Below are 21943 nucleotides of genomic sequence, written 5' to 3'. Positions count from 1 at the left end.
CTGTGCTCACACCCCGGCGGTCAGATCCTCTTCCACCAGGAAACCGTTGTCGAGCAGCCACTGCACGGTCAGCGTGGCCCCGGCCTGCGGCAGGTACGCGGGGTTGAGCTGGAACTGGGTGCCCATGCCGGGCTGGGCGAACCACGACGCGATCGGGCCGGAGTCGACAGTGAACGGCTTGACCACGCAGTAGGCGTGGTAGTTGGCCAGCGGGGCGTTCGCCGGGGTGTTCAGGCTCTGCGGGGTCAGCGCGCGCGAGCTGAACGGCGTGCCGAGCGGGGCGAGGAACGCGCCACCGGTGAAGCCGAAGCGGTCGAGCCGGTAGCCGGCCAGCAGCGTCTGCGCCTGCTTGATCGGCCGGCCGTCGGGGGCGATGACGAACCCGTTGGCCGGCGGGTAGACGTACGCCGCCGGGGTCCCGGTGGTGTACTGCGCCAGGAACTGGCTCTCGGTCAGCGCCCCGAACCGCTGGTAGCCGGCGAGCAGCGGCCCGACCGGCGAGGCGAAGGGCAGCGTGGCCGGGCCGAGCATCGGGTTGTTGTCGTAGAACTCGGTGGTCGGCGGCGCGGTCGGCGGGGTGCCCGGCCGGCAGAGGCTCTGCGTGGGCGGGGGCTGCGGCCCTTCGGACGCGTCACCGACCGGGGCGGGGGTTACCGTCCGGGCGGCGAGCGTGGTGGCGGCGACCGCACCGACCGGTTGGGCGGCGCCGGGTACGAGAACGAATGCCGCCCCGGAGACGAGAGCGAGCAACCAATGGCGTTTTTTCACCGATAACCTCCAGTTTGAGTCGGATCAGCGCGACTCATCCTGAGGGATTCTCGGTATTAACGTGAGGTTTTGTCCGGTTGGCTACCTGATCGAGGCGTTCCTTCCGTTCAGCGCTCCAGGATCGCGGTCACGCCCTGTCCACCGGCCGCGCAGATGGAGATCAGGCCGCGTCCGCTCCCCTTCCGGTCGAGCAGCTTGGCCAGCGACGCGACGATCCGGCCACCGGTGGCGGCGAACGGGTGCCCGGCGGCCAGCGAGGAGCCGTTGACGTTCACCCTGTCCCGGTCGATCGGGCCGAGCGGCGCGTCCAGGCCGAGGCGCTCCTTGCAGAACTCCGGCGACTCCCAGGCGGCCAGGGTGGCCAGCACCTGCGAGGCGAACGCCTCGTGGATCTCGTAGAAGTCGAAGTCCTGGAGCGTGAGGCCGGCCCGAGACAGCATCCGGGGCACCGCGTACGCGGGGGCCATCAGCAGCCCTTCGTCGCCGTGCACGAAGTCGACCGCGGCCGTCTCGGACCAGGCGAACCAGGCGAGCACCGGCAGGTTGTGCGCCCGCGCCCACTCCTCCGAGGCCAGCAGCACTGTCGACGCGCCGTCGGTGAGCGGCGAGGAGTTGCCGGCGGTCATGGTCGCCCGGTCGGCGTCCGGGCCGGTGGTACCGAAGATCGGCTTGAGCGAGCCGAGTTTCTCCAGGGAGGTGTCCGGGCGGAGGTTCTGGTCGCGGGTCAACCCCAGGTAGGGGGTGATCAGGTCGTCGAAGAACCCGTCCTCGTACGCGGCGGCGAGCCGCTGGTGCGAGCGGAGCGCCAGCTCGTCCTGGGCGGCCCGGTCGATGTTCCAGCGCAGCGCGCTCCGGGCGGCGTGCTCGCCCATGGACAGCCCGGTACGCGGCTCGGCGTTGCGCGGGATCTCCGGCTTGAACGGCTGGAGCGGGCGCAGCTTCGTGGCCAGCCTGAGCCGCTCGCCGAGGGTCCGGGCGGAGTTGAGCTGGATCAGCGTGCGGCGCAGGTCCTCGTTGACCGCCAGCGGCGCGTCCGAGGTGGTGTCCACGCCGCCGGCCACGCCGACGTCGATCTGCCCGAGGGCGATCTTGTTGGCGACGCCGATGGCGGCCTCCAGCCCGGTGCCGCACGCCTGCTGGACGTCGTACGCCGGGGTGTGCGGGTCGAGCCGGGAGCCGAGCACCACCTCACGGGTGAGGTTGAAGTCCCGGGAGTGCTTCAGCACCGCACCGGCCGCCACCTCGCCGAGCCGCTCGCCGGCCAGCCCGAACCGGGCGACCAGCCCGTCGAGCGCCGCGCCGAGCATGTCGGCGTTGGACGCGTGCGCGTAGCGCGAGTTGGACCGGGCGAAGGGGATGCGGTTGCCGCCGACCACTGCGACCCGCCGGACACTCTGCACGATCGGCCTCCTCGAAGCTGTCGCCGAACCCTACTCGCCAGTAGGCTACGCCTATGACCGACAGGTACGCGAGCTTCGTCCAGACAGGGGCCGGTCGCGCGCTGGTCAAGCGCCTCGGGCTGCCCGACCCACCCCGACTGCGCCGGCACACGCCGGGCGACCCGCTCGCCCCCGGGCCGGTCCTGCTCGGCTCCTCGACCGGCGGCCAGCTCACCGAGCCGGTCCGCCAACGCCTGACCGCCGCCGGGGTCGAGCTGGCCGACCCGGCCGCCACCGCCGCCGACAGCCGCTTCGCCGCCCTGGTGTACGACGCCAGCGGCGTCACCGACTCCACCGAGCTGCGCCAGCTCTACGACTTCTTCCATCCGCAGGCCCGGTCGCTGCTGCCCAGCGGTCGGGTGATCGTGCTGGGCACGCCGCCTGTCGAGTGCGACTCGCCCCGACAGGCGACCGCCCAGCGCGCGCTGGAGGGGCTGACCCGCAGCATCGGCAAGGAGTTCGGCCGGGGCGTCACCGCCCAGCTCGTGTACGTCACCCGGCACCGCGACCCCAGCACGCCGGTGAGCCTGGAGTCCACGCTGCGCTTCCTGCTGTCCGGTCGCTCCGCGTACGTCTCGGGTCAGGTCGTCCGGGTCGGCACCGGCACCGCCGTCGTGCCGGCCGACTGGAACCGGCCGCTGGACGGGCAGGTGGTACTGGTCACCGGCGCGGCCCGGGGCATCGGCGCGGCGCTGGCGAAGGTGCTCGCCCGCGACGGCGCCCGGGTGGTGGCACTCGACGTGCCGGCGGCCGGCGACGAGCTGGCCGCGGTGGCCAACGACGTCGGCGGCAGCGCCGTGCAGCTCGACCTGACCGCGCCGGACGCGCCGGCCCGGCTGGCCGAGCACCTGGCGTCCCGGCACGGCCGGGTCGACGTGGTGGTGCACAACGCGGGCATCACCCGGGACAGGACGCTCGGCCGGATGGACGCCGACCGCTGGGACTCGGTGATCGACGTGAACCTGTCCAGTCAGGAACGGATCAACGACGTGCTGCTGGAACGCGACCTGATCCCGGCCGGCGGGCGGATCGTCGCGGTCTCCTCGATCGCGGGGATCGCCGGCAACCGGGGGCAGACCAACTACGCGACCAGCAAGGCCGGCGTGATCGGTCTGGTCGACTCACTCTCCCCGGTGCTGCGCGAGCGCGGGATCAGCCTGAACGCGGTCGCGCCCGGGTTCATCGAGACCCGGCTGACCGCGCGCATCCCGCTGACCATCCGGGAGGCGGGCCGCCGGATGAACAGCATGGCCCAGGGCGGCCTGCCGGTGGACGTGGCCGAGACGATCGGCTGGCTCTCCTGGCCGGCGACCGGCGCGGTCAGCGGCAACGTGGTCCGGGTCTGCGGCCAGAGCCTGCTGGGGGCGTGATGGCACCCCACGACCCCGACCGCGAGGACCTGACCCTGCCCGACCTGATCGAGGGCCCCACCCGGGACCTCACCTCGGCCCGCGCCGCCGCGCTGGCCCACTCCGACGATCATGAGGTTGACGGCGCTTCAGGAGATCCACAAGGCCGCCAACCTCATGATCGACCGGATGGGGGGCCGGGTGGGCGACGTCAGGAAGTGCTGGGGCGGCTGCCGGCGGCCGGCGGGCTGTACCGGCGGGCGCTGCTGGGGGCGGTGCCCGGTCTGGGCGGGCGGCGGGGGCGGGGGCGGGAGCTGCCGGCCGTCGAGCTGACCGTCGCCGGGGTGCCGGTGGATCCGGCACACCTGGCCGCCTACGACCGGGTCTGCGGGTTCCGGCTGGCCGACCGGCTGCCCGCCACGTACCTGCACGTGCTCGGGTTCCCGCTGTCGCTGCGGCTGATGACCGCCGCCGACTTCCCGATCCCGCTCACCGGCGTGGTGCACGTGGCCAACCGGATCACCGTGCACCGACCGGTCCGGGTCGGCGAGACCGTCGACTTCCACACGTACGCGGAGAACCTGCGTCCGCACGAGCGGGGCCGGCAGCTCGACGTGGTGCTGGTCGGCTCGATCGACGGCACGGAGGTGTGGCGCGGCTTGTCGACGTACCTCGGGAAGGAGCGTGCGGCCGGCGGTGGCCCGCGGCGCGATCGTGGTGACCGCCCGACGCCGCCGGCCACCACGGCGCAGTGGCGGGTGACGCCGCGGGTGGGTACGGACTACGCGCGGGTCTCCGGCGACCACAACCCGATCCACACCTCGAAGCTGGGCGCCCGGCTGTTCGGCTTCCCGCGCCCGATCGCACACGGCATGTGGAGCAAGGCGCGTTGCCTGGCCGCGTTGGAGGCCCGGCTGCCGGACGCGTACACGGTGGACGTGGCGTTCAAGCTGCCGGTGCCGCTGCCGTCCACGGTGGCGTTCCGGGCCGCCGCCGACGGGGGCGGTTGGGACTTCGGGCTGCACGGCGCACGGGACGGACGACCGCACCTGGTCGGCACCGTCCGCTGAGGAGAGGGGGCTTGCCGGCCCCCTCTCTCGTGCGTTAAGTTGTTCTCAGATTGAGTTGTTCTCAACCTGAGAGAGTGAGCGCCGTGAACGAGCAGGACTTCCTCGCCGGATACGACCCCCGCGACTACCCGGCGGTCGCGGTCACCGTCGACGTGGTGGCGCTGACCATCCGCGAGGACGCGCTTCACCTGCTGCTGATCCGCCGGGGCGCGCCGCCGTACGAGGGGCACTGGGCGCTGCCCGGCGGCTTCGTCCACCCCGACGAGGACCTGGCCGCCGGCGCGCGACGCGAGCTGGCCGAGGAGACCGGGCTCGGCGGCGAACGGCTGCGCCGGGTGCACCTGGAGCAGCTCGGCAGCTACGGCGCACCCGACCGGGACCCGCGCATGCGGGTGGTCTCCGTCGCCCACCTGGCGTTCGCACCCGACCTGCCCGACCCGGTCGCCGACAGCGACGCCGACGAGGCGATCTGGCTGCCGGTCACGGCGCTGACCAGCCGGCAGCTCGCCTTCGACCACGGCCGGATCATCGACGACGGCTTGGAGCGGGCCCGCTCCAAGCTGGAGTACACGCCGCTGGCCACCCGGTTCCTCGCGCCCGAGTTCACCGTCACCGAGCTGCGTGCGGTCTACGAGACGGTCTGGGGACACCCGCTGCACGCCGGCAACTTCCACCGCAAGGTGCTCTCCGTGCCGGGCTTCGTGGAGAGCACCGGCGCCAGCACCGAGCGCGGCGGCGCACGCGGCGGCCCCCGCGCCAAGCTCTACCGCCCCGGCGACGCCCGCCTCCTCCACCCCGCCCTGCTGCGCCCCGCCCGCGAGGAATCCATCCGATGAGGTGCAAGGACGGGCCCCCGCTTAACGCCTCCGGTAGAGAAGGGCTCCCCTCTCACCGGCAGCTCAAGGCGCCGCAGCACCCGAGCGACAACGACCTGATGGCCCGGGAGGCACGCGCGCTGCGGCGGATCGCCGCGCGAGGCGACGCCCGCCACCTGGCGTACGTGCCCCGGCTGGTCGACTCCTACCCGGTGCGTGACCCGTCGACCGGCGCGGAACTGCTGGTCAACGAGTTGGAGACGGTCCCCGGGCTGCACAGCCTGGAGGACGTGCGCCGGGCGTACCCCGATGGGGTCGACCCCCGCGACGCGGCCTGGATGTGGCGACGGCTGCTGGTCGCGCTCGGCCTGGCCCACTCCGCCGGCGTGGTGCACGGCGCGGTGCTTCCCCAGAACGTGCTGATCGAACCGGACGCGCACGGCCTGGTGCTCGTCGACTGGTGCTTCTCCACCGAGCCCGGCGGGCTGGTGCCGGCCCTGGTCACCGGCATGGCCGACTGGTACCCGCCGGAGGTTACCGGGAAGCGGCCCTGCGGCCCCGGCACCGACATCGCGCTGGCGGCCCGCTGCCTGGACTGGCTGATGGCCGACCGCGCGCCACGCGAGCTGCGCGCGTTCGCGGCCGGCTGCCGGCAACCCGCGCTGACCGCCCGGCCGGACGACGCCTGGCGGCTGCTCCGCGAACTCGACGAGGTGCTGGAGCGGCTCTACGGGCCGCGCACCTTCCGACCCTTCACCCTCAACCCCTAGGGAGGCTGCCATGGGCAGCGGAATCTGGTCCACCGACGTGTACGACGCCGCCGACCGTTACCGGCGTCGGACCGGCAAGAGCGCGTTCTCCTACAGCGACAGCGGGGCCCGGCAGGTGCACCCCGCACTCGACCCGCGCGACGCGACGCGGGAGAGCCGCGACTCCGCCGAACACCCGCAGTCGACGCCGATCGCGGTGCTCTTCGACGTCACCGGCTCGATGGGCCACGTGCCCCGGGTGCTCCAACGCAAGCTGCCGCAACTGCTCGGCCTGCTGCTCCGCCAGGGGTACGCCCGCGACCCGCAGGTGCTGTTCGGCGCGATCGGCGACGCCACCTGCGACCGGGTGCCGCTTCAGATCGGGCAGTTCGAGTCCGACAACCGGATGGACGACGACCTCGGCCGGATCGTGCTGGAAGGCGGCGGGGGCGGCCAGATGATGGAGTCGTACGAGCTGGCGCTGCACTTCATGGCCCGGCACACCGCCACCGACAGTTGGGAGAAGCGGGGCCGACGCGGCTACCTGTTCATCATCGGCGACGAGCTGGCGTACCCCCGGGTGAAGGCGCGTGAGGTGACCCGGCTGATCGGCGGTGGCCTGGCCGAGGACCTGCCGATCCGGCAGGTGGTGGACGAGGTGACCGCGCGGTGGGACACCTACTACCTGCTCCCGGCCGGCAGCCACTACGCCGGCAACCGCAAGGTGCTCGACTTCTGGCGCGGCCTGCTCGGGCAGAACGCGGTCGAGCTGGACGACCTGGACGCGGTCTGCGAGACCATCGCGCTCACCGTCGGCCTCGGCGAACAGGCCATCGACCTGGACGCCGGGCTCAGCGACCTGGACCGGGCCGGCTCGACCGCCGCCCGGACCGTCTCCCGGGCGCTCGCCGGGCTCGGCGGCGGCCGGCGCGCGGTCGCGGCGCTGCCGTTCGCCCCGACCGACGGCGGGAACGGGGTCACCCGGCTGTGAACCACGTGCTGGTGGTCGACCTCGGCTACGGCGACGCCGGCAAGGGCACCGTCGTCGACGCGCTCTGCGCGACCCGGCCGGTGCACACCGTGGTCCGCTTCAACGGGGGCGCGCAGGCGGCGCACAACGTGGTGCTGCGCGACGGGCGGACGCACACGTTCGCGCAGTTCGGCGCCGGCACGTTCCGTACCGGGGTGCGGACGCACCTGGCGCGGCACGTGGTGGTGGACCCGCTGGCGCTGGCCGCCGAGGCCGACCACCTCGCGTCGGTCGGCGTGCCCGACGCGTTCGACCGGCTGACCGTGGACGGGGAGGCGCTGCTGGCCACGCCGTACCACCGGGCCGCCAACCGGGCCCGGGAGATCGCCCGGGGAGCCGACCGGCACGGCTCCTGCGGGCTCGGGGTGGGCGAGGCGGTCGCGTACGGCCTCGCCCACCCCGACGAGGCGCCCCGGGTCGAGGACTGCCGCCGGCCGGCGGTGCTGCGCCGCCGGCTCACCGCGCTGCGCGACCGGCTCACCGCCGAACTGGGAGCGCTGGACGCGCCGCCGGTCGACGACTGCCTGCCCGCGTACGCGGCGTTCGCCGACCGGGTGGCGATCGTCGACCGGAGTTGGCTTGCCGGGGCGCTGCGCGCCGGCACCTGCGTGTTCGAGAGCGCGCAGGGCGTACTGCTGGACGAGTGGCACGGCTTCCACCCGTACACGACGTGGAGCACCACGACGTTCGCCAACGCCGAGACGCTGCTCGCCGAGGCCGGGATGGCCGGGACCGCGCAGCGGCTCGGGGTGCTGCGGGTGACCACCACCCGGCACGGCCCCGGCCCGCTCGTCACCGAGGACCGGGCGCTGCCGTTCACCGACCCGCGCAACCCGACAAACGAATGGCAGGGCCGGTTCCGGTTCGGGCACTTCGACGCCGTCGCCCACCGGTACGCCCTCGACGTGGCGGGCGGCGTGGACGGGCTGGCGCTGACCCACCTCGACCTGGCCGGCCCTCGCCTGCGCATGTGCCGGCGGTACGCGGACGGGCTCGACCGGCTCGTGCCCGGCCCACCCGGGGACCTGGACCGGCAGGCCGCGCTCACCGCCCGGCTGATGCGTGCCCGGCCGGTGCTGGACGAGTCGCCCACCGACTGGCCGGCAGCGGTGTCGGAGGCGCTGACCACCCCCGTCCTGCTCACCTCCCACGGCCCCACCGCCGAGGAGAAGGAGGGGCCCCTTGTTAACGCATTTTGTATAGGAAGGGCCCCCGCTTAACGCCCAGCGTCGAGCATGGGGGCATGGGGGACGTGCTCGACCTGCTGCACCAGACGGTGACCTCGCCGTGGGTGTACCTGGTGATCGTCGCGGTCACCGCGGTCGACGCGTTCTTCCCGGCGGTGCCGGGTGAAACCGTGGTGATCACCGCCGGCGTGTTCGCGGCGAGCGGCGAGCCGAACCTGGTGGCGGTGATCGTGACCGCCGCGCTCGGCGCACTGGTCGGCGACCACGTCTCGTACGCTATCGGGCGCGGCGGGGGCGCGCACCGGCTGGCCCGGTTGCCCGCCGACAGCCGGCGGCGGGCGAGTTCCGAGTGGGCCCGCCGGGCGGTCGACAGGCGTGGCGGGATGATCCTGACGACCGCGCGCTACGTGCCCGGCGGTCGCACCGCGGTCACGCTCACCATGGGCGCGGTCCGCTATCCGCTGCGCTCGTTCCTGCTCTACGACGCGTTGGCGTGCGGCACCTGGGGGATCTACTGCGGGCTGCTCGGCTACTTCGGCGGGCTGGCGTTCGAGCACAACCCGGTCACCGGGCTGCTCGCCGGCATCGGCATCTCGGTGGCGGTCACCGGCCTGTTCGAGGCCGCCCGCTGGGCCCGTCGCCGGGCGCGCGCCCGGGCCGCGGCGCGACGCGGCGGTTGTTAAGAGGGGGCCCGACCTATACCGCAGGCGTTAACAGGGGGCCCCTCCTTCCACCGCTCCCGGGCGCCAGGTGATGCCGCGCAGGAGTTGGTCGGCGCCCAGCCAGGCGACGTTCATCATCCGGGTGGCGGTCTTCTCGGCATCGGCCTCGGGGTGGTCGGCCAGCCAGTCGGCCAGCGACTCGGACGCGCCGACCAGCGCGTACGCCACCACCTCCAGGTCGGTGGCGCCGACCTCGCGGCCGGAGGCGCGCAGGGCGTGGTCGAGCATGCCGGCGACCACCTCGACCAGCCGGCCGCGCATGGTGGCCAGCTCGGCGGCGAACGGCTGGGAGCCCCGGGCCTGCCGGTAGAGCACCGCCCAGCCGTCCCGGTGCGCGCCGACGAAGCCGAAGAACGCGCGCAGCCCGCGCCAGAGCCGCTCGTCGGCCGGCAGGTCGGGGGCGGCGGCGCCGGCGATGGCCTCCATCATCCGGGTGCCCTCGCGGTGCAGGCAGGCGACGAAGAGTTCCTCCTTGGTGCCGAGGTAGGCGTAGACCATCGGCTTGGAGATGCCGGCGTCGTCGGCGATCTCGTCCATGCTGGCGGCGTGGAAGCCGCGTCGGGAGAAGACCTTGACCGCCGCGTCGAGCATCTGCTGCTCGCGTACGGCGCGGGGAAGGCGCTTGAACGTCGGTGTGCTGGACACTCTTGCAAGCATACCTACTCGTGCGTAAGGTTACGCTGGAGTAACCAAAATCGAGAGGTGTCTTCCATGACTGACTTCGACCCGGCCAACTTCGCGAACGTCGGCCCGAAGGAGTTCGCGCAGCTGGTCAAGTCCACGCCGGACGACAAGATCGCCGAGATCATGTCCGGTGACGCGCGCGGCAAGATCCTCAGCGAGGTCTTCAACCGGATGCCCACGCTGTTCCGGGCCGACCGCGCCGGCTCCACCAACGCGGTCATCCACTGGAACATCACCGGCCGTCCGGACGGTGGCACCGACACCTACGAGATCGTCATCGAGAACGGCACCTGCACCGTCTCGGACACCCCGACCCGGGACCCGAAGCTCAGCCTCACCATGGGCCCGGTCGAGTTCCTGAAGATCGTCTCCGGCGGCGCCAACCCGGTGATGATGTTCATGACCGGCAAGCTGAAGGCCAAGGGCGATCTGGGCCTGGCGGCCAACATCGCCAACCTGTTCGACATCCCCAAGGCCTGACCATGGCCGAGTTCTCGCTCGACCTGAACGAGGAACAGCGGGACCTTCGCGACTGGGTGCACGGCTTCGCCGCCGAGGTCGTGCGCCCGGCCGCGGCCGAGTGGGACGCCCGGGAGGAGACTCCCTGGCCGGTCATCCAGGAGGCGGCGAAGGTCGGCCTGTACGGGTTCGAGTTCCTCGCCACCTGCTGGGCCGATCCCACCGGCCTCTCCCTGCCGATCGCCAGCGAAGAGCTCTTCTGGGGCGACGCCGGCATCGGCCTGAGCATCTTCGGCACCGCCCTCGCCGTCGCCGGCATCTACGGCGCCGGCACCCCGGACCAGCTCGTCGAGTGGGTGCCGCAGTGCTTCGGCGACACCGACCAGCCGGCCGTCGCCGCGTTCTGCACCACCGAGCCGGAGGCCGGCTCCGACGTCGGGTCGATGCGGACCCGCGCCGTCTACCACGAGGCCACCGACGAGTGGGTGCTCAACGGCCAGAAGGCGTACGCCACCAACGGCGGCATCGCCGGGGTGCACGTGGTCACCGCCTCCGTCGCCCCGGAGCTGGGCTCGCGCGGGCAGGCCGCGTTCGTCGTACCGCCGGGCACGCCCGGCCTCAGCGCCACCCGCAAGCTGCGCAAGCTCGGGCTGCGCGCCTCGCACACCGCCGACGTCTTCCTCGACGACGTCCGGGTGCCGGGCCGCTGCCTGCTCGGGGGCAAGGACGCCCTCGACGAGCGGCTGGCCCGGGCCCGCGCCGGCCAGCGCGCCTCCGGCCAGGCGGCGATGCGCACGTTCGAGCTGTCCCGGCCGACCGTCGGCGCGCAGGCGCTCGGCGTGGCCCGCGCCGCGTACGAGTACGCGCTGGACTACGCCAAGGAGCGGGTGCAGTTCGGACGGCCGATCATCGAGAACCAGGCGGTCGCGTTCGCGCTCGCCGACATGCGGATGGAGATCGACGCCGCCCGGCTGCTGGTCTGGCGGGCGTCCTGGATGGGCCGCAACAACCGGCCGTTCACCGCCGGCGAGGGCTCGATGTCGAAGCTCAAGGCCGGCGAGGTGGCGGTCTCGGTGACCGACAAGGCGGTCCAGCTCCTCGGCGGCGCGGGCTTCCTGCGCGACCACCCGGTCGAGCGGTGGTACCGGGACGCCAAGATCTACACCATCTTCGAGGGCACCTCCGAGATCCAGCGGCTGGTCATCTCCCGGGCCATCTCCGGGATGCAGATTCGCTGATCGCCGCCGGACCCCGGCCCGCGACGGCACGCCGTGCCGGGCGTACCGATGCGCGGCCGGGGTCCACCTGGTCGCCGTCGGCGCCGTCGCGGGCCGGGCCCCCTCGCGTGACCGACCAGGTCGGATGCATGATCGGGAGACTCGAACGCGAAGGAGGTTGCGCCGTGGACCTGCCGTTCATCGTCGCCACGCTGACCCGACGCGGACTGCTCACCCCGGGCCGCCCGATCCGGGTGGCCTCGCAACTGAACGCGCTGCGCCGGTGGGGCTGGAGTCTCGCCGGGGAGTTGCGCCAAGCCGCCGCCCGCGACCCCGGCCGGGTCGCCGTGGTGGACGAGCACGGCGCCGCACTGACCTACCAGGAGCTGCTGGACCGCTCGGAGCGGTTGGCCCGGTCGCTGCGCTCCGGCCTCGGCGTGCGGGCCGGCGACCGGGTGGGGCTGCTCTGCCGTAACCACCACGGGCTGATCGAGGCGATCGTCGCGTCGATGCTGCTCGGCGCGGACGCCGTCCTGGTCAACACCGGCCTCTCCGCGGCCCAACTGGTCACCGTCGCCGACGAGCAGGGCCTGCGCGTGCTGGTGCACGACGCCGAGTTCGCCGACCGGGTGCTCGGCCTCCCGGCCGAGCTGCACCGGGTCGACGAGCGACGGCAGGAGGAGCTGATCGCCGGCGCGGTGCCCGGCGACAAGCTCCAGCCGCCGGAACGCGACGGCCGGACCATCGTGCTGACCTCCGGCACCACCGGCACGCCCAAGGGCGCCCGCCGGCCCACCCCGCACGGCTTCGGCCCGCTGGTGTCCATCATCGACCGGATTCCGCTGCACGCGCGGGACGTCGTCATGATCGCCGCCCCGGTCTTCCACACCTGGGGGTACGCCGCCCTCCAGGTCTCGTTCGCGCTGCGCGCCACCGTCGTGCTGCACCGTCGCTTCGACCCGGCCGCCACGCTGGCCGCGCTGGTCGACCAGACGTGCGACGCGCTCTTCGCCGTACCGGTGATGCTGCAACGGCTGATGGAGGTCGCGCCGCCGGCGCACCGGCCGCCGCTCAAGGTGGTCGCGGTCAGCGGCTCCGCGCTGCCGGGCAACCTGGCCACGGCGTTCATGGACCGCTACGGCGACGTGCTCTACAACCTGTACGGCTCGACCGAGGTCTCCTGGGCGTCCATCGCCGGTCCGGTCGAGTTGCGCGCCGCGCCCACCACGGCCGGCCGGCCGCCGCACGGCACCCGGCTGGAGATCGTGGACGAGGCGGGCCGGCCGGTCCGGGACGGTCGGGTCGGCCGGATCTTCGTCGGCAACGAGATGCTCTTCGAGGGCTACACGTCGGGTGCCGGCCGGGAGAGCCGCGACGGGCTGCTCGACACCGGCGACCTGGGCCGACTGAGCCCGGAGGGCCTGCTCTTCGTGGACGGGCGTGCCGACGACATGATCGTCTCGGGTGGCGAGAACGTCTTTCCCTCCGAGGTGGAGGATCTGATTGCCCGGTTGCCGCAGGTCCGCGAGGTGGCCGTGCTCGGCGTGCCGGACCCGGAGTACGGGCAGCGGCTGGCCGCGTTCCTGGCGCTGCGCCCCGGCGAGACGCTCGACCCGGAGGCGGTCCGCGAGTACGTCCGGCGCTACCTGGCCCGCTTCTCGGTGCCCCGCGATGTGATCTTCGTCAAGTACCTGCCCCGCAACGCCACCGGCAAGGTGCTGAGTCGGGAACTACGCCGGTACTTCGACTGATCGGCTGACCACAGAGGACGGAGCATGGTGCTACCTTTGCCCGCGTTTCAGTGGGCGAACGGGGAATAACACCATGGTCCGACTCCGCCGACGAACCGCGCTCGGCCTCCTCCTCGGCGGCGCGTCCGCCTCCGCGCTCGGCCCCCTCGAACCGGTGCGCGGCGAGCACCGCGAGAGCGCCCCGGTCCCCCGGCAGCTCCCACCGGTCGAGATCGAGAACCGCGCGGCCGGCGCGCCCTGGTGGCCGGCGACCGGCGGCCGGGCCGCCGACGACCGGCGACGTCAGATCCAGGGGTACGCCTCGACGACGAGCGTCGCCCCCGGCGAGACGATCGACTTCCACGTCGCGGTCGACCCGGCCGGCCCGTTCCGGATCACCGTGCACCGGATCGGCTGGTACGCCGGCGCCGGTGCCCGCACGCTGCTGACCAGCCCCGAGCTGGCCGGCGAGCCGCAGCCGGTGCCACCCGCCGACCCGGACACCGGCGCGCTCGACTGCCGGTGGCCGCGCTCCTGGCGCCTGCGCGTGCCCGAGGGCTGGGCCTCCGGCCTCTACCAGGCGGTCTTCACCTCGGCCGCCGGCTGGCGGGCGGCCACCCCCTTCGTGGTACGCGACGACCGGCGGGCCGCCGCACTCTGCGTGGTGCTTCCGGTGACCACCTGGCAGGCGTACAACCAGTGGCCCCGCGACCGGCGGGCCGGTCGGAGCCTCTACAACGGCTACCGCCCGAACGGGCGACGCGATCCCGCGCTGCGGGCCCGCGCGGTCTCCTTCGACCGCCCGTACGCCGGCGCGGGCCTGCCCACCCAGGCCGACCGCGACCAGGACGCGATCCGGTGGCTGGAACGCAACCACTACGACGTCAGCTACGCGACCAGTTTCGACCTGCACTCCGGTCGCCTCGACCCGGCCCGGCACCGGGGCCTGGTGTTCTGCGGGCACGACGAGTACTGGTCGGCGGAGATGCGCGGGGCCGTGGAGGCCGGGCTGGCCGGCGGCACCAGCCTCGCCTTCTTCGGCGCGAACAGCGTCTACTGGCACGTACGCGTGGCCGCCGCCGCGGACGGCCGCCCGGAACGCCTGGTCGAGTGCGCCAAGACCCGCCCCGACCCGGGCGAGGACGCCGCCGGCCCGACGGTCACCTGGCGCGACCTGGACCGGCCGGAGCAGGCGCTGCTCGGCGTGCAGTACAACGGCATCGTGCTGACCCCGCAGCCGCTCGTGGTGCGCTCGGCCGACCACTGGGTCTGGGCCGGCACCGGGGTGGCCGACGGGGACCGCATCCCCGGCGTGGTGGCCGGCGAGGCGGACGGCCTGAACGCGGGCGTCCCCCGCCCCGGCGGGACGATGCTCAGCTCGTCGCCGTACCCGGCGCAGCAGGGTGGCCGGCGGCTCCAGGCCACCCACGTCCACGAGACGCCGCAGGGCGCGGTCGTGTTCGCCACCGGCACGCTCGGCTGGACCATGGCACTCGATCGGCGCGGCCACCGCGATCCACGTATCGAGCGGGCCACCGCCAACGTGCTCGACCGGATGGTCGCCCGGGACCGGTCCGCGCCCGCCTGACGGCCACCTACGGGACTTCCACCCAGGACCGACACGGGTGCGGTGCGGTGATCGGCGCGGCGCTCGCCATGGTGCCGCCCGCGCTCCCGGTCAGCCCGGGATCGTGATCCGGCCGTCCACCGCCGCCGCCGCGATGTCGGTGCGGTGGTGGGCGCCGGCCAGCTCGATGCCGCGTACCAGCGCGTAGGCGGCGTCGCGCGCGGCGGCCAGGTCCGGGCCGGTGGCCGTACCGCAGAGGACCCGGCCGCCCGCGGAGCGCAACGTGCCGTCGACGTCGCGGCGGGTGCCGGCGTGGATGATCCCGGCGCGGTCCGCGCCGGTGATCACATCACCGGTACGCGGGCCCGCCGGGTAGCCCTCGGCCGCGACCACGACGGTGACCGCCGCGCCGTCGCGCCACCGCAGCGGCGGGTGCGCGCCAAGCGTGCCGGTGGCGGCGGCGTGCAGCAGCCCGGCCAGCGGCGTCTCCAGCAGGGCGAGCACCACCTGCGTCTCCGGGTCGCCGAAGCGCGCGTTGAACTCGATCACGCGAGGACCCTTCGCGGTGATCGCCAGGCCCACGTAGAGCAGGCCGGCGAACGGGGTGCCCCGGCGGCGCAACTCGGCCAGCGTCGGGTGCACCACGTCACGCATCACGTCGTCGACCAGGCCCGCCGGCGCCCACGGCAGCGGCGCGTACGCGCCCATGCCGCCGGTGTTCGGCCCGGTGTCGCCGTCGCCGACGCGCTTGAAGTCCTGCGCCGGCAGCAACGGCAGCGCCGCCTCGCCGTCGGTGACCACGAAGAGCGAGACCTCGGGACCGTCGAGGAACTCCTCGATCACCACCCGGCCACACTCGGCGGCGTGCCGCTCGGCGACCGCCCGGTCGTCGGTGACCACCACGCCCTTGCCGGCGGCGAGCCCGTCGTCCTTCACCACGTAGGGCGCGCCGAAATCGTCCAGCGCCCGCGCCACCTCGGCCGCGTCGACGCAGGTGTACGCGCGGGCGGTCGGCACGCCGGCGGCGGTCATCACGTCCTTCGCGAACGTCTTCGAGCCCTCCAGCCGGGCCGCGTGCGCGCCGGGGCCGAACACCGCGATGCCCTTGGCGCGTACCGCGTCGGCGACGCCGGCCACCAGCGGCGCCTCCGGGCCGATGACCACCAGGTCCGCCGCCAGCTCGACGGCGAGCGCGGACACCGCGTCCGGATCGGTGGGAGTCACCTCCCGCAGCGCGGCGACCTCCGCGATCCCCGGATTCCCCGGTGCCGCGACAAGCGCCTCGACGGCCGGGTCGCCGGCCAACCCGAGCGCGAGCGCATGCTCCCGCCCCCCACCACCCACAAGAAGAACCCGCACGACCGGCATCCTACTGACCCCACCACCCCACCCCGTCGATCAAGGAGTTCGCGTCTCATTTCCGGCCCTACGTGACGCAAATTTCTTGATCAACGGGGGCGCCGGAGGGCGCGTGCGACGGTATGGGGGATGTAGTCGGGGCGGAGAGTGTCTTGCCAGGTGAAGCGAAGGACCGTCCAGCCGGCGTTGGCCAGGCGGTTCTGTCGGGTGCGGTCCTCGTAGATCGCCCGGGGTGACCCGTGCGCGGCCCGGCCGTCCGCCTCGGCGATGACGCGGGCGGTGCGCCAGCCCAGGTCACCCACGCCGAGCAGGTAGCCGTCGTCGTCGCGGACCTCCACCTGCAACACGTCGGGCGGCACGCCGCCGTCCACGCACCGCAGTCGGACCCGCGTCTCCAGGGGTGACTGGGCCCGACCGTCCGACTCGGCCAGATGACGTCGGGCCGCCACGGCACCCCGCCGCCGGGCGATGAGCGCCACGATCAGGGACAGATCCGACTCGTCGATCAGCTCCCGGTTGAGCGCCGAGTCGACGACGCACACCGCGGGGTAACGATCGGCGCGGAGGATCACATCCGCCACTGTGCGGGCAGGGGTCGTGACTGCGACGCCGTCGGTGGTGCGGGCATCGTCAGGGCCGAGGGTGAGCTGGTGCACCACCAGATCGGGGTCGGTCGGGCGCTGCGGACGCGGACGGTCCGGAGGCACCGACACGTGGACCGCCGGCGTGGCACGCAGGCCGCCGATGCGGTGCAGCTCGGCGGCGGTGTCCAGCACTGCGACGGCACCAGCACCGAGGCTCTCCACGGCAGCCCGGATCCTGGCCCGCCGGAGTGACGCGACGTCCACCTGCGGCACCGGCACGAAACAGCCACGAGCGACCCGAATCCACCGCCCGGACCGAGCGAGATGACGCACTTGGTCCCGACTGAAACCCAGAGCGAGGGCCTGCACGGCGGTCACCACCCCGCCCTGCCGAGCAGCCACCCGCCCCAGCGTCACACGATCAGCCACCACCCCAGGCTGCCCCCGAACCGCCCCCTCCAGAACCCCTGTGGACAAACCTGTGGACAACCCACACGCCGGAGCGTCGTTGATCAAGAAGTTTGGGTCTGGATCAGCTCGAATCCTGACGCAAACTCCTTGATCAACTCGGGAAAGGGCGGGGAGGGAGGGGGTTGGGGGTTAGGGGAGGAGGGGGTGGCGGAGGACGTTTTCCTCGCGGCCGGGGCCTACGCCGACGACGCTCACCCGGGTGTTGGTCAGCTCCTCGATCCTTGCGATGTAGCGGCGGGCGTTCTCGGGGAGCTCGTCCTCGGTCCTCGCCTTGGTGATGTCCTCCCACCAGCCGTCGAGCTCTTCGTAGATCGGCGTGGCGTGGTGGAACTCGGTCTGCGTCATCGGCATGTCGTCGAAACGCTCGCCGTTGATCTCGTACCCGACGCAGATCGGCACCTTGGGCAGGCCGGTCAACACGTCCAGCTTGGTCACCACCAGGTCGGTGACGCCGTTCAGGCGGCAGGCGTACCGGGCCACCACCGCGTCGAACCAGCCGCACCGGCGCTCCCGACCGGTGGTGGTGCCGTACTCGTGGCCGACCTTGCGCAGGTGCTGCCCGTTGTCGTCGAACAGCTCGGTCGGGAACGGGCCGGAGCCGACCCGGGTGGTGTACGCCTTGCTCACCGCGATGACCTTGGTGATCGCGGTCGGCGGGATGCCGGCGCCCACGCACGCCCCACCGGCGGTCGGGTTCGACGAGGTGACGAACGGATACGTGCCGTGGTCCATGTCGAGCATGGTGGCCTGGGCGCCCTCCAGCAGCACGGTCTCGCCCCGGTCGAGCGCGTCCCAGAGCATCACCCGGGTCTCGGCGATGTACGGCCGCAACCGCTCGGCGTACGCGAGGTACTCCTCGACGGTCTCGTCGACGTCGATCGCCTTGCGGTTGTAGACCTTGAACAGCGTCTGGTTCTTCTCCCGGAGCGCCAGCTCCAGTTTCTTGCGCAGGATGCCCGGGTCGAGCAGATCCTGGAGCCGGATGCCCATCCGGGCGACCTTGTCGCCGTACGCCGGGCCGATGCCCCGGCCGGTGGTGCCGATCCGGGAGCTGCCCAGGTAGCGCTCGACCACCCGGTCCAACGCCCGGTGGTGCGGCATGATCAGGTGCGCGTCGCCGGAGATGCGCAGCCGGGAGACGTCCACACCGCGCTCGGCGAGCCCGTCGATCTCCTGGAGTAGCACCTTCGGGTCGACCACCACGCCGTTGCCGATGACGATCATCGCGCTCGGCGAGAGCGCGCCGGACGGCATCAGGTGCAGCGCGTACTTCTGGCCGTCCGGCGTGATCACGGTGTGGCCGGCGTTGTTCCCGCCGGAGTAGCGCACGACGTAGTCGACCCGCTCACCCAGCAGGTCGGTAACCTTGCCCTTGCCCTCGTCGCCCCATTGGGCGCCGAGGAGCACGATCGCTGGCATCTTCTCCGCCTCCAGAAGGCTCGGGTGCCAGGTGGCGACCGGTCGGCGAGCCCGGGGTGTCAGGCTAACAAGTAGTGACGGCGGGACCGGCAGGGGTTCGTCGAGAAGCAGGAGGCTCGTTCGTGTACGACGTGGTGCTGCTCACCCTCGGCTCGGAGCGGGACGCTCCCGGTGCGGGCTGCGGCAGCGGCGGGGCCTGCTGCGGTGGCGCGGACGAGACCGTCGAGGCAGCCGGCGAGGAGCGCTGCGAGACGCCGCGCGTACCGGTGCTGGCCTGCGCGGACGCACTGACCGCCCGGGGCGCGCGGGTGACCACGGTGACCGCCCGGTCGGATGCGGAGATCGACGAGGTGCTGGCCCGCCTCGACGGCCCACCCCGCCCCGACGGCCTCACCTGGCCGGACCCCGACGGCAAGACCCGGCTGATCGTCGCCACGGCCAGTGACGGCCAGTTACGCGCCGTGCTGCGCCGGCTGGTCCGCCGGTACGCTCCGCCGCCCAGCCGCCGCCCCGCCGACCTCGCCGAGAACCGCACGCTGCCCGACCTGCCCCCGGTCGGCGTACTCCCGCTCGATCCGGCCCGGTCCGGGCCGGCGCGGGACCTGGCCGCGCAGCTCGGGCTGCCGCGTGACCCGGCGGCGGTGGCCACGGCGGTGCTGGACGGCACGGCACGCCGACTGGACCTGCTGCGCAACGACGGCGGCTCGGTGACGCTCGACGGCGCGCTGCTCGGCGCCGCCGACGACGCCGGGCGGCCACTGCACTGGCGGGCCCGCGTCGAGGTCGACGGCGCGGTGCTCAGCGACGGCACCGAGCCGATCACCGCGTGCGCGATCGGCAACGCCGGCGGGTACGCGCGCCTCGGCGAGGTGACGCTGCTGGCCGACCCGGATCCGACCGACGGCCGGATCGCGGTGGGCGTGGCCGTGCCCGTGGTCACCCGATCCGCGTTGGGCCGGAAGAAGGTCCGGCTCGAGGTACGCCGGGCCCGGGGCCGGGCCGTGGCGGTCGTGCCCCGGGACGATCGGGTGCCCTTCCTCGACGACGGCGTCGAGGGTGAACTGAGTCGGAAACGGTCCTGGTGGACCGAGCCGGGCGCCTGGGCGGTCTGGACGGGCTGACCCTGATCGATCCGTGCCGGGCCACACCGCTGGCCGGACCGCCTATCCTCGGCGGGAGGGATCTGGAGGAACCGTGGTGCACGAGAACGACGACCGGGCCCACGTACCGGGCCGACCGCAGGTGCCGGAGCGGGACATCGAGCCGCTCTGGCCGCCCGAGGAGATCGACGGGGTGGTCACCGCGCCGCCGTGGGCGGCCCCGGCCCAGCCGGCCGTGCCACCTTGGCCCCTCCCGCCGGCCGACGCCCCGGTTCCGTCGCCACAGGCCACCCCGGTCCCGTCACCACAGGCCACCCCGACCCCGTCGCCGCAGGCCACGCCGGTCCCATCGCCACAGGCCACCCCGGTTCCGTCGCCGCAGGCCACGCCGATGCCCGTTCCGGGCCCGGGTGGGCCGCCGGCTCCGGCGTGGGCCGCCTCGACAGCCGACGTCGATCGAGCCGGGCCGGCGGCGCATCCGTACCAGCCGGCGACGCATCCGTACCAGCCGGCAGCGCATCCGTACCGGCCGGCGACGCTGAACGACCAGCCCGCCGCCCCGGCGAACGGCCCCGGGGCCACCGCCGCACCCGTGGACGACGCCGGTCCAACCCCGACCCCGACGCGGGTGAACGGTGGCGGTGACGTCCCGGCGAACGGCCGGACCGAGTCACCGTGGGCGCAGCCACCGCAGCGCGCCACCGTCGAGGCCGCCACCGCTCCGGTCGGTTCGGCACCCGTGGACGGTCCGCAGCCGGCGGCCGGGCCGGGCGACCCGGCCGAGGAGTCCCCGCCCCGGCTCGGCCCGTTCCCGCCGTCGCCGGGCGTGCCCCTGCCGCAGCAGCCGCACGGCACCGGCACCGGCACCGGCACCGGCACCGGCACGGTCTACCCGCCGGTCACCTACCCGCCGCAGCCCGGTCAGCCGGGTTGGTACCCGCCGGGATGGCCGCCGCCGCAGCCGGGAACGCCACAGGAGGGGGGCGGGCCGTCCCCGGCCGGTGGACCGGTCCAGGCGGGAGCACCGCCACACGGCGGCGTACCGCCACACGGCGGCGTACCACCCGTACCACCACAGGCGGTCAGGTCGGCCCAGGCCGGGGTGCCGCCGCACGCGGTGATGCCGCCACAGGCCGGGATGCCGCAACCGGGTGTGCCGGCACAGCCGCCGCAGCCGCCGATGTCCGGGCCGCCGGCGACCGGGACGGCGTACCCGCCGCTGCCCGGACCGGCGCGTCAGCCGGCCGTGCCGCCCGGGGTGTACCCGGAGCAGGGCTGGCCGGCGCCGCAGGTGGTGCCGCCGACGGCGGAGGACTTCGCCCGGCGGCGTCAGGTGCGGCCGGTCGACCCGGTGGCCACCATGGGCGTCCGCGCGGTGGTGAACCGGATCGGGCTGGTCCGGCTCGCGCCCGGTCGGCACGAGCAGGAGATGAAGCGCGACATCGAGATGGTCCGCCGCAACTTCGGCGGGCTGCGCCAGGTGACCGTGGTCAACCCGAAGGGCGGCGCCGGCAAGACGGTGGCCATCCTGCTGCTCGCCATGACGTTCGGTCAGAAGCGCGGTGGTTACGTGCTGGCCTGGGACAACAACGAGACCCAGGGCACCCTCGGCATGCGGGCGCAGCAGGACTTCCACGCCCGTACGGTGCGGGACATGCTGCGCGACCTGGGCCAGTTCCAGGGTGCGCAGGGGCGCGTCGGCGACCTGTCGCAGTACGTCCGCTCGCAGGGCGAAGGGATGTTCGACGTGCTCGCCTCGGACGAGTCGGCGACCGGCGGTGAGATGTTGACCGCCGCCGCGTTCGCCGAGATCCGGGACGTGGTCAGCCGCTTCTACAAGCTGATCTTCGTGGACACCGGGAACAACGTCCGGGCGCAGAACTGGCAGGCCGCCATGGACGCCACCGACCAGTTGGTGGTCACCATGTCGGCGCGGAACGACTCGGCCGAGACCGCCGCCCGGATGCTGGACCACCTGGAGCAGAGCGGCCGGCAGCGGCTGGTCCGGCAGGCGGTCACGGTGGTCTCGATGCCACCGTCGCGCAAGGAGATCGACCTGCCGGCCATCCAGGCCCACTTCGCCGCCCGCACCCGGGCGGTGCTGCTGGCGCCGTACGAGCGGCTCATCGACACCGGCGAGCCGTTGCGCTACGGCCAGCTCTCGGCCGCCACCCGCGACGCCTGGCTGAAGATCGCCGCGTCGGTGGCGGAAGGGCTGTAGGAC

General features: G+C 73.6%; 19 protein-coding genes and 1 pseudogene. 13 read left to right on the top strand and 7 right to left on the bottom strand.

The annotated features are described in order from the left end of the window. Window positions 1-6 precede the first annotated feature (6 nt). Together ACZ6O5_RS19035 and ACZ6O5_RS19030 are read right to left on the bottom strand one after the other, a co-directional pair. The gene (locus tag ACZ6O5_RS19035; RefSeq protein ID WP_465978736.1) at window positions 7-768 is read right to left on the bottom strand and encodes a TNT domain-containing protein; all 762 of its coding nucleotides are present in this window, start codon (window positions 766-768) and stop codon (window positions 7-9) included. Between the two features lie 107 nt (window positions 769-875). Beyond that, complete coding sequence (locus ACZ6O5_RS19030; protein ID WP_465978734.1) at window positions 876-2168, bottom strand: acetyl-CoA C-acetyltransferase; 1293 nt, start codon at window positions 2166-2168, stop codon at window positions 876-878. Between the two features lie 53 nt (window positions 2169-2221). On the opposite strand from ACZ6O5_RS19030, the gene ACZ6O5_RS19025 reads away from it, so the two are divergent. The 7 genes from ACZ6O5_RS19025 (at window position 2222) to ACZ6O5_RS18995 (ending at window position 9090) form a co-directional block, all read left to right on the top strand. After that, entirely contained in the window at window positions 2222-3577 is a 1356-nt protein-coding gene (locus ACZ6O5_RS19025) for a 3-oxoacyl-ACP reductase (protein ID WP_465978732.1), read from the top strand. After that, complete coding sequence (locus tag ACZ6O5_RS19020; RefSeq protein ID WP_465979072.1) at window positions 3577-4626, top strand: MaoC/PaaZ C-terminal domain-containing protein; 1050 nt, start codon at window positions 3577-3579, stop codon at window positions 4624-4626. The genes ACZ6O5_RS19025 and ACZ6O5_RS19020 overlap by 1 nt, the downstream gene beginning before the upstream one ends. 83 nt (window positions 4627-4709) lie before the next feature. Continuing rightward, on the top strand, window positions 4710-5462 hold the full coding sequence (locus tag ACZ6O5_RS19015) for an NUDIX hydrolase (RefSeq protein ID WP_107158027.1): 753 nt from the start codon (window positions 4710-4712) through the stop codon (window positions 5460-5462). Continuing rightward, window positions 5459-6211 (top strand): protein kinase family protein, encoded by a 753-nt coding sequence (locus tag ACZ6O5_RS19010; RefSeq protein WP_465978730.1) that lies wholly within the window; start codon window positions 5459-5461, stop codon window positions 6209-6211. Before ACZ6O5_RS19015 ends, ACZ6O5_RS19010 begins: the two co-directional genes overlap by 4 nt. A gap of 10 nt (window positions 6212-6221) precedes the next feature. Then, the gene (locus ACZ6O5_RS19005; RefSeq protein ID WP_281933589.1) at window positions 6222-7181 is read left to right on the top strand and encodes a hypothetical protein; all 960 of its coding nucleotides are present in this window, start codon (window positions 6222-6224) and stop codon (window positions 7179-7181) included. Continuing rightward, window positions 7178-8440, top strand: coding sequence for an adenylosuccinate synthetase (locus tag ACZ6O5_RS19000; RefSeq protein ID WP_465978728.1), 1263 nt, complete (start codon window positions 7178-7180; stop codon window positions 8438-8440). The genes ACZ6O5_RS19005 and ACZ6O5_RS19000 overlap by 4 nt, the downstream gene beginning before the upstream one ends. Before the next feature lie 23 nt (window positions 8441-8463). Continuing rightward, window positions 8464-9090 (top strand): DedA family protein, encoded by a 627-nt coding sequence (locus ACZ6O5_RS18995; protein ID WP_465978726.1) that lies wholly within the window; start codon window positions 8464-8466, stop codon window positions 9088-9090. 27 nt (window positions 9091-9117) lie between these two features. Here the strand turns inward: ACZ6O5_RS18995 and ACZ6O5_RS18990 are convergent, their stop codons facing one another. Next, window positions 9118-9774 carry a TetR/AcrR family transcriptional regulator gene (locus ACZ6O5_RS18990; protein ID WP_465978724.1) on the bottom strand — a complete coding sequence of 219 codons (657 nt, stop codon included), beginning with the start codon at window positions 9772-9774 and terminating at the stop codon, window positions 9118-9120. Window positions 9775-9840: 66 nt separating this feature from the next. On the opposite strand from ACZ6O5_RS18990, the gene ACZ6O5_RS18985 reads away from it, so the two are divergent. The 4 genes from ACZ6O5_RS18985 (at window position 9841) to ACZ6O5_RS18970 (ending at window position 14807) form a co-directional block, all read left to right on the top strand. Continuing rightward, window positions 9841-10293 (top strand): SCP2 sterol-binding domain-containing protein, encoded by a 453-nt coding sequence (locus ACZ6O5_RS18985; RefSeq protein ID WP_465978722.1) that lies wholly within the window; start codon window positions 9841-9843, stop codon window positions 10291-10293. Window positions 10294-10295: 2 nt separating this feature from the next. After that, complete coding sequence (locus ACZ6O5_RS18980; protein ID WP_465978720.1) at window positions 10296-11510, top strand: acyl-CoA dehydrogenase family protein; 1215 nt, start codon at window positions 10296-10298, stop codon at window positions 11508-11510. Window positions 11511-11674: 164 nt separating this feature from the next. Continuing rightward, window positions 11675-13240, top strand: coding sequence for an AMP-binding protein (locus ACZ6O5_RS18975; RefSeq protein ID WP_465978718.1), 1566 nt, complete (start codon window positions 11675-11677; stop codon window positions 13238-13240). Between the two features lie 73 nt (window positions 13241-13313). Beyond that, window positions 13314-14807, top strand: a complete 1494-nt coding sequence (locus ACZ6O5_RS18970) for a N,N-dimethylformamidase beta subunit family domain-containing protein (protein ID WP_465978716.1) — start codon at window positions 13314-13316, stop codon at window positions 14805-14807. Window positions 14808-14897: 90 nt separating this feature from the next. On the opposite strand, the gene purD is transcribed toward ACZ6O5_RS18970, so the two are convergent. The 4 genes and pseudogenes from purD to ACZ6O5_RS18950 all read right to left on the bottom strand — a co-directional run bounded on the left by purD (window position 14898) and on the right by ACZ6O5_RS18950 (window position 18619). Further along, complete coding sequence (gene purD, locus ACZ6O5_RS18965) at window positions 14898-16145, bottom strand: phosphoribosylamine--glycine ligase (RefSeq protein WP_465978714.1); 1248 nt, start codon at window positions 16143-16145, stop codon at window positions 14898-14900. An 89-nt stretch (window positions 16146-16234) separates the two neighbouring features. Further along, on the bottom strand, window positions 16235-16951 hold the full coding sequence (locus ACZ6O5_RS18960) for an endonuclease domain-containing protein (protein WP_465979070.1): 717 nt from the start codon (window positions 16949-16951) through the stop codon (window positions 16235-16237). Between the two features lie 75 nt (window positions 16952-17026). Continuing rightward, a pseudogene (locus ACZ6O5_RS18955) lies at window positions 17027-17131 on the bottom strand (type IV toxin-antitoxin system AbiEi family antitoxin domain-containing protein); the annotation flags it as partial. Between the two features lie 198 nt (window positions 17132-17329). Next, window positions 17330-18619, bottom strand: coding sequence for an adenylosuccinate synthase (locus ACZ6O5_RS18950; protein WP_465978712.1), 1290 nt, complete (start codon window positions 18617-18619; stop codon window positions 17330-17332). Between the two features lie 122 nt (window positions 18620-18741). Here ACZ6O5_RS18950 and ACZ6O5_RS18945 point away from each other — a divergent pair, with 122 nt between their 5' ends. Continuing rightward, entirely contained in the window at window positions 18742-19740 is a 999-nt protein-coding gene (locus ACZ6O5_RS18945) for a diacylglycerol kinase family protein (RefSeq protein WP_465978710.1), read from the top strand. Window positions 19741-19813: 73 nt separating this feature from the next. Continuing rightward, window positions 19814-21940 (top strand): MinD/ParA family ATP-binding protein, encoded by a 2127-nt coding sequence (locus ACZ6O5_RS18940; protein WP_465978708.1) that lies wholly within the window; start codon window positions 19814-19816, stop codon window positions 21938-21940. Window positions 21941-21943: the final 3 nt, after the last annotated feature.

It is taken from the genome of Micromonospora sp. NPDC049201 (assembly GCF_055586805.1).
Note: the sequence above shows the minus strand (reverse complement) of the source record. Positions and strands in the feature narration are given on the sequence as shown.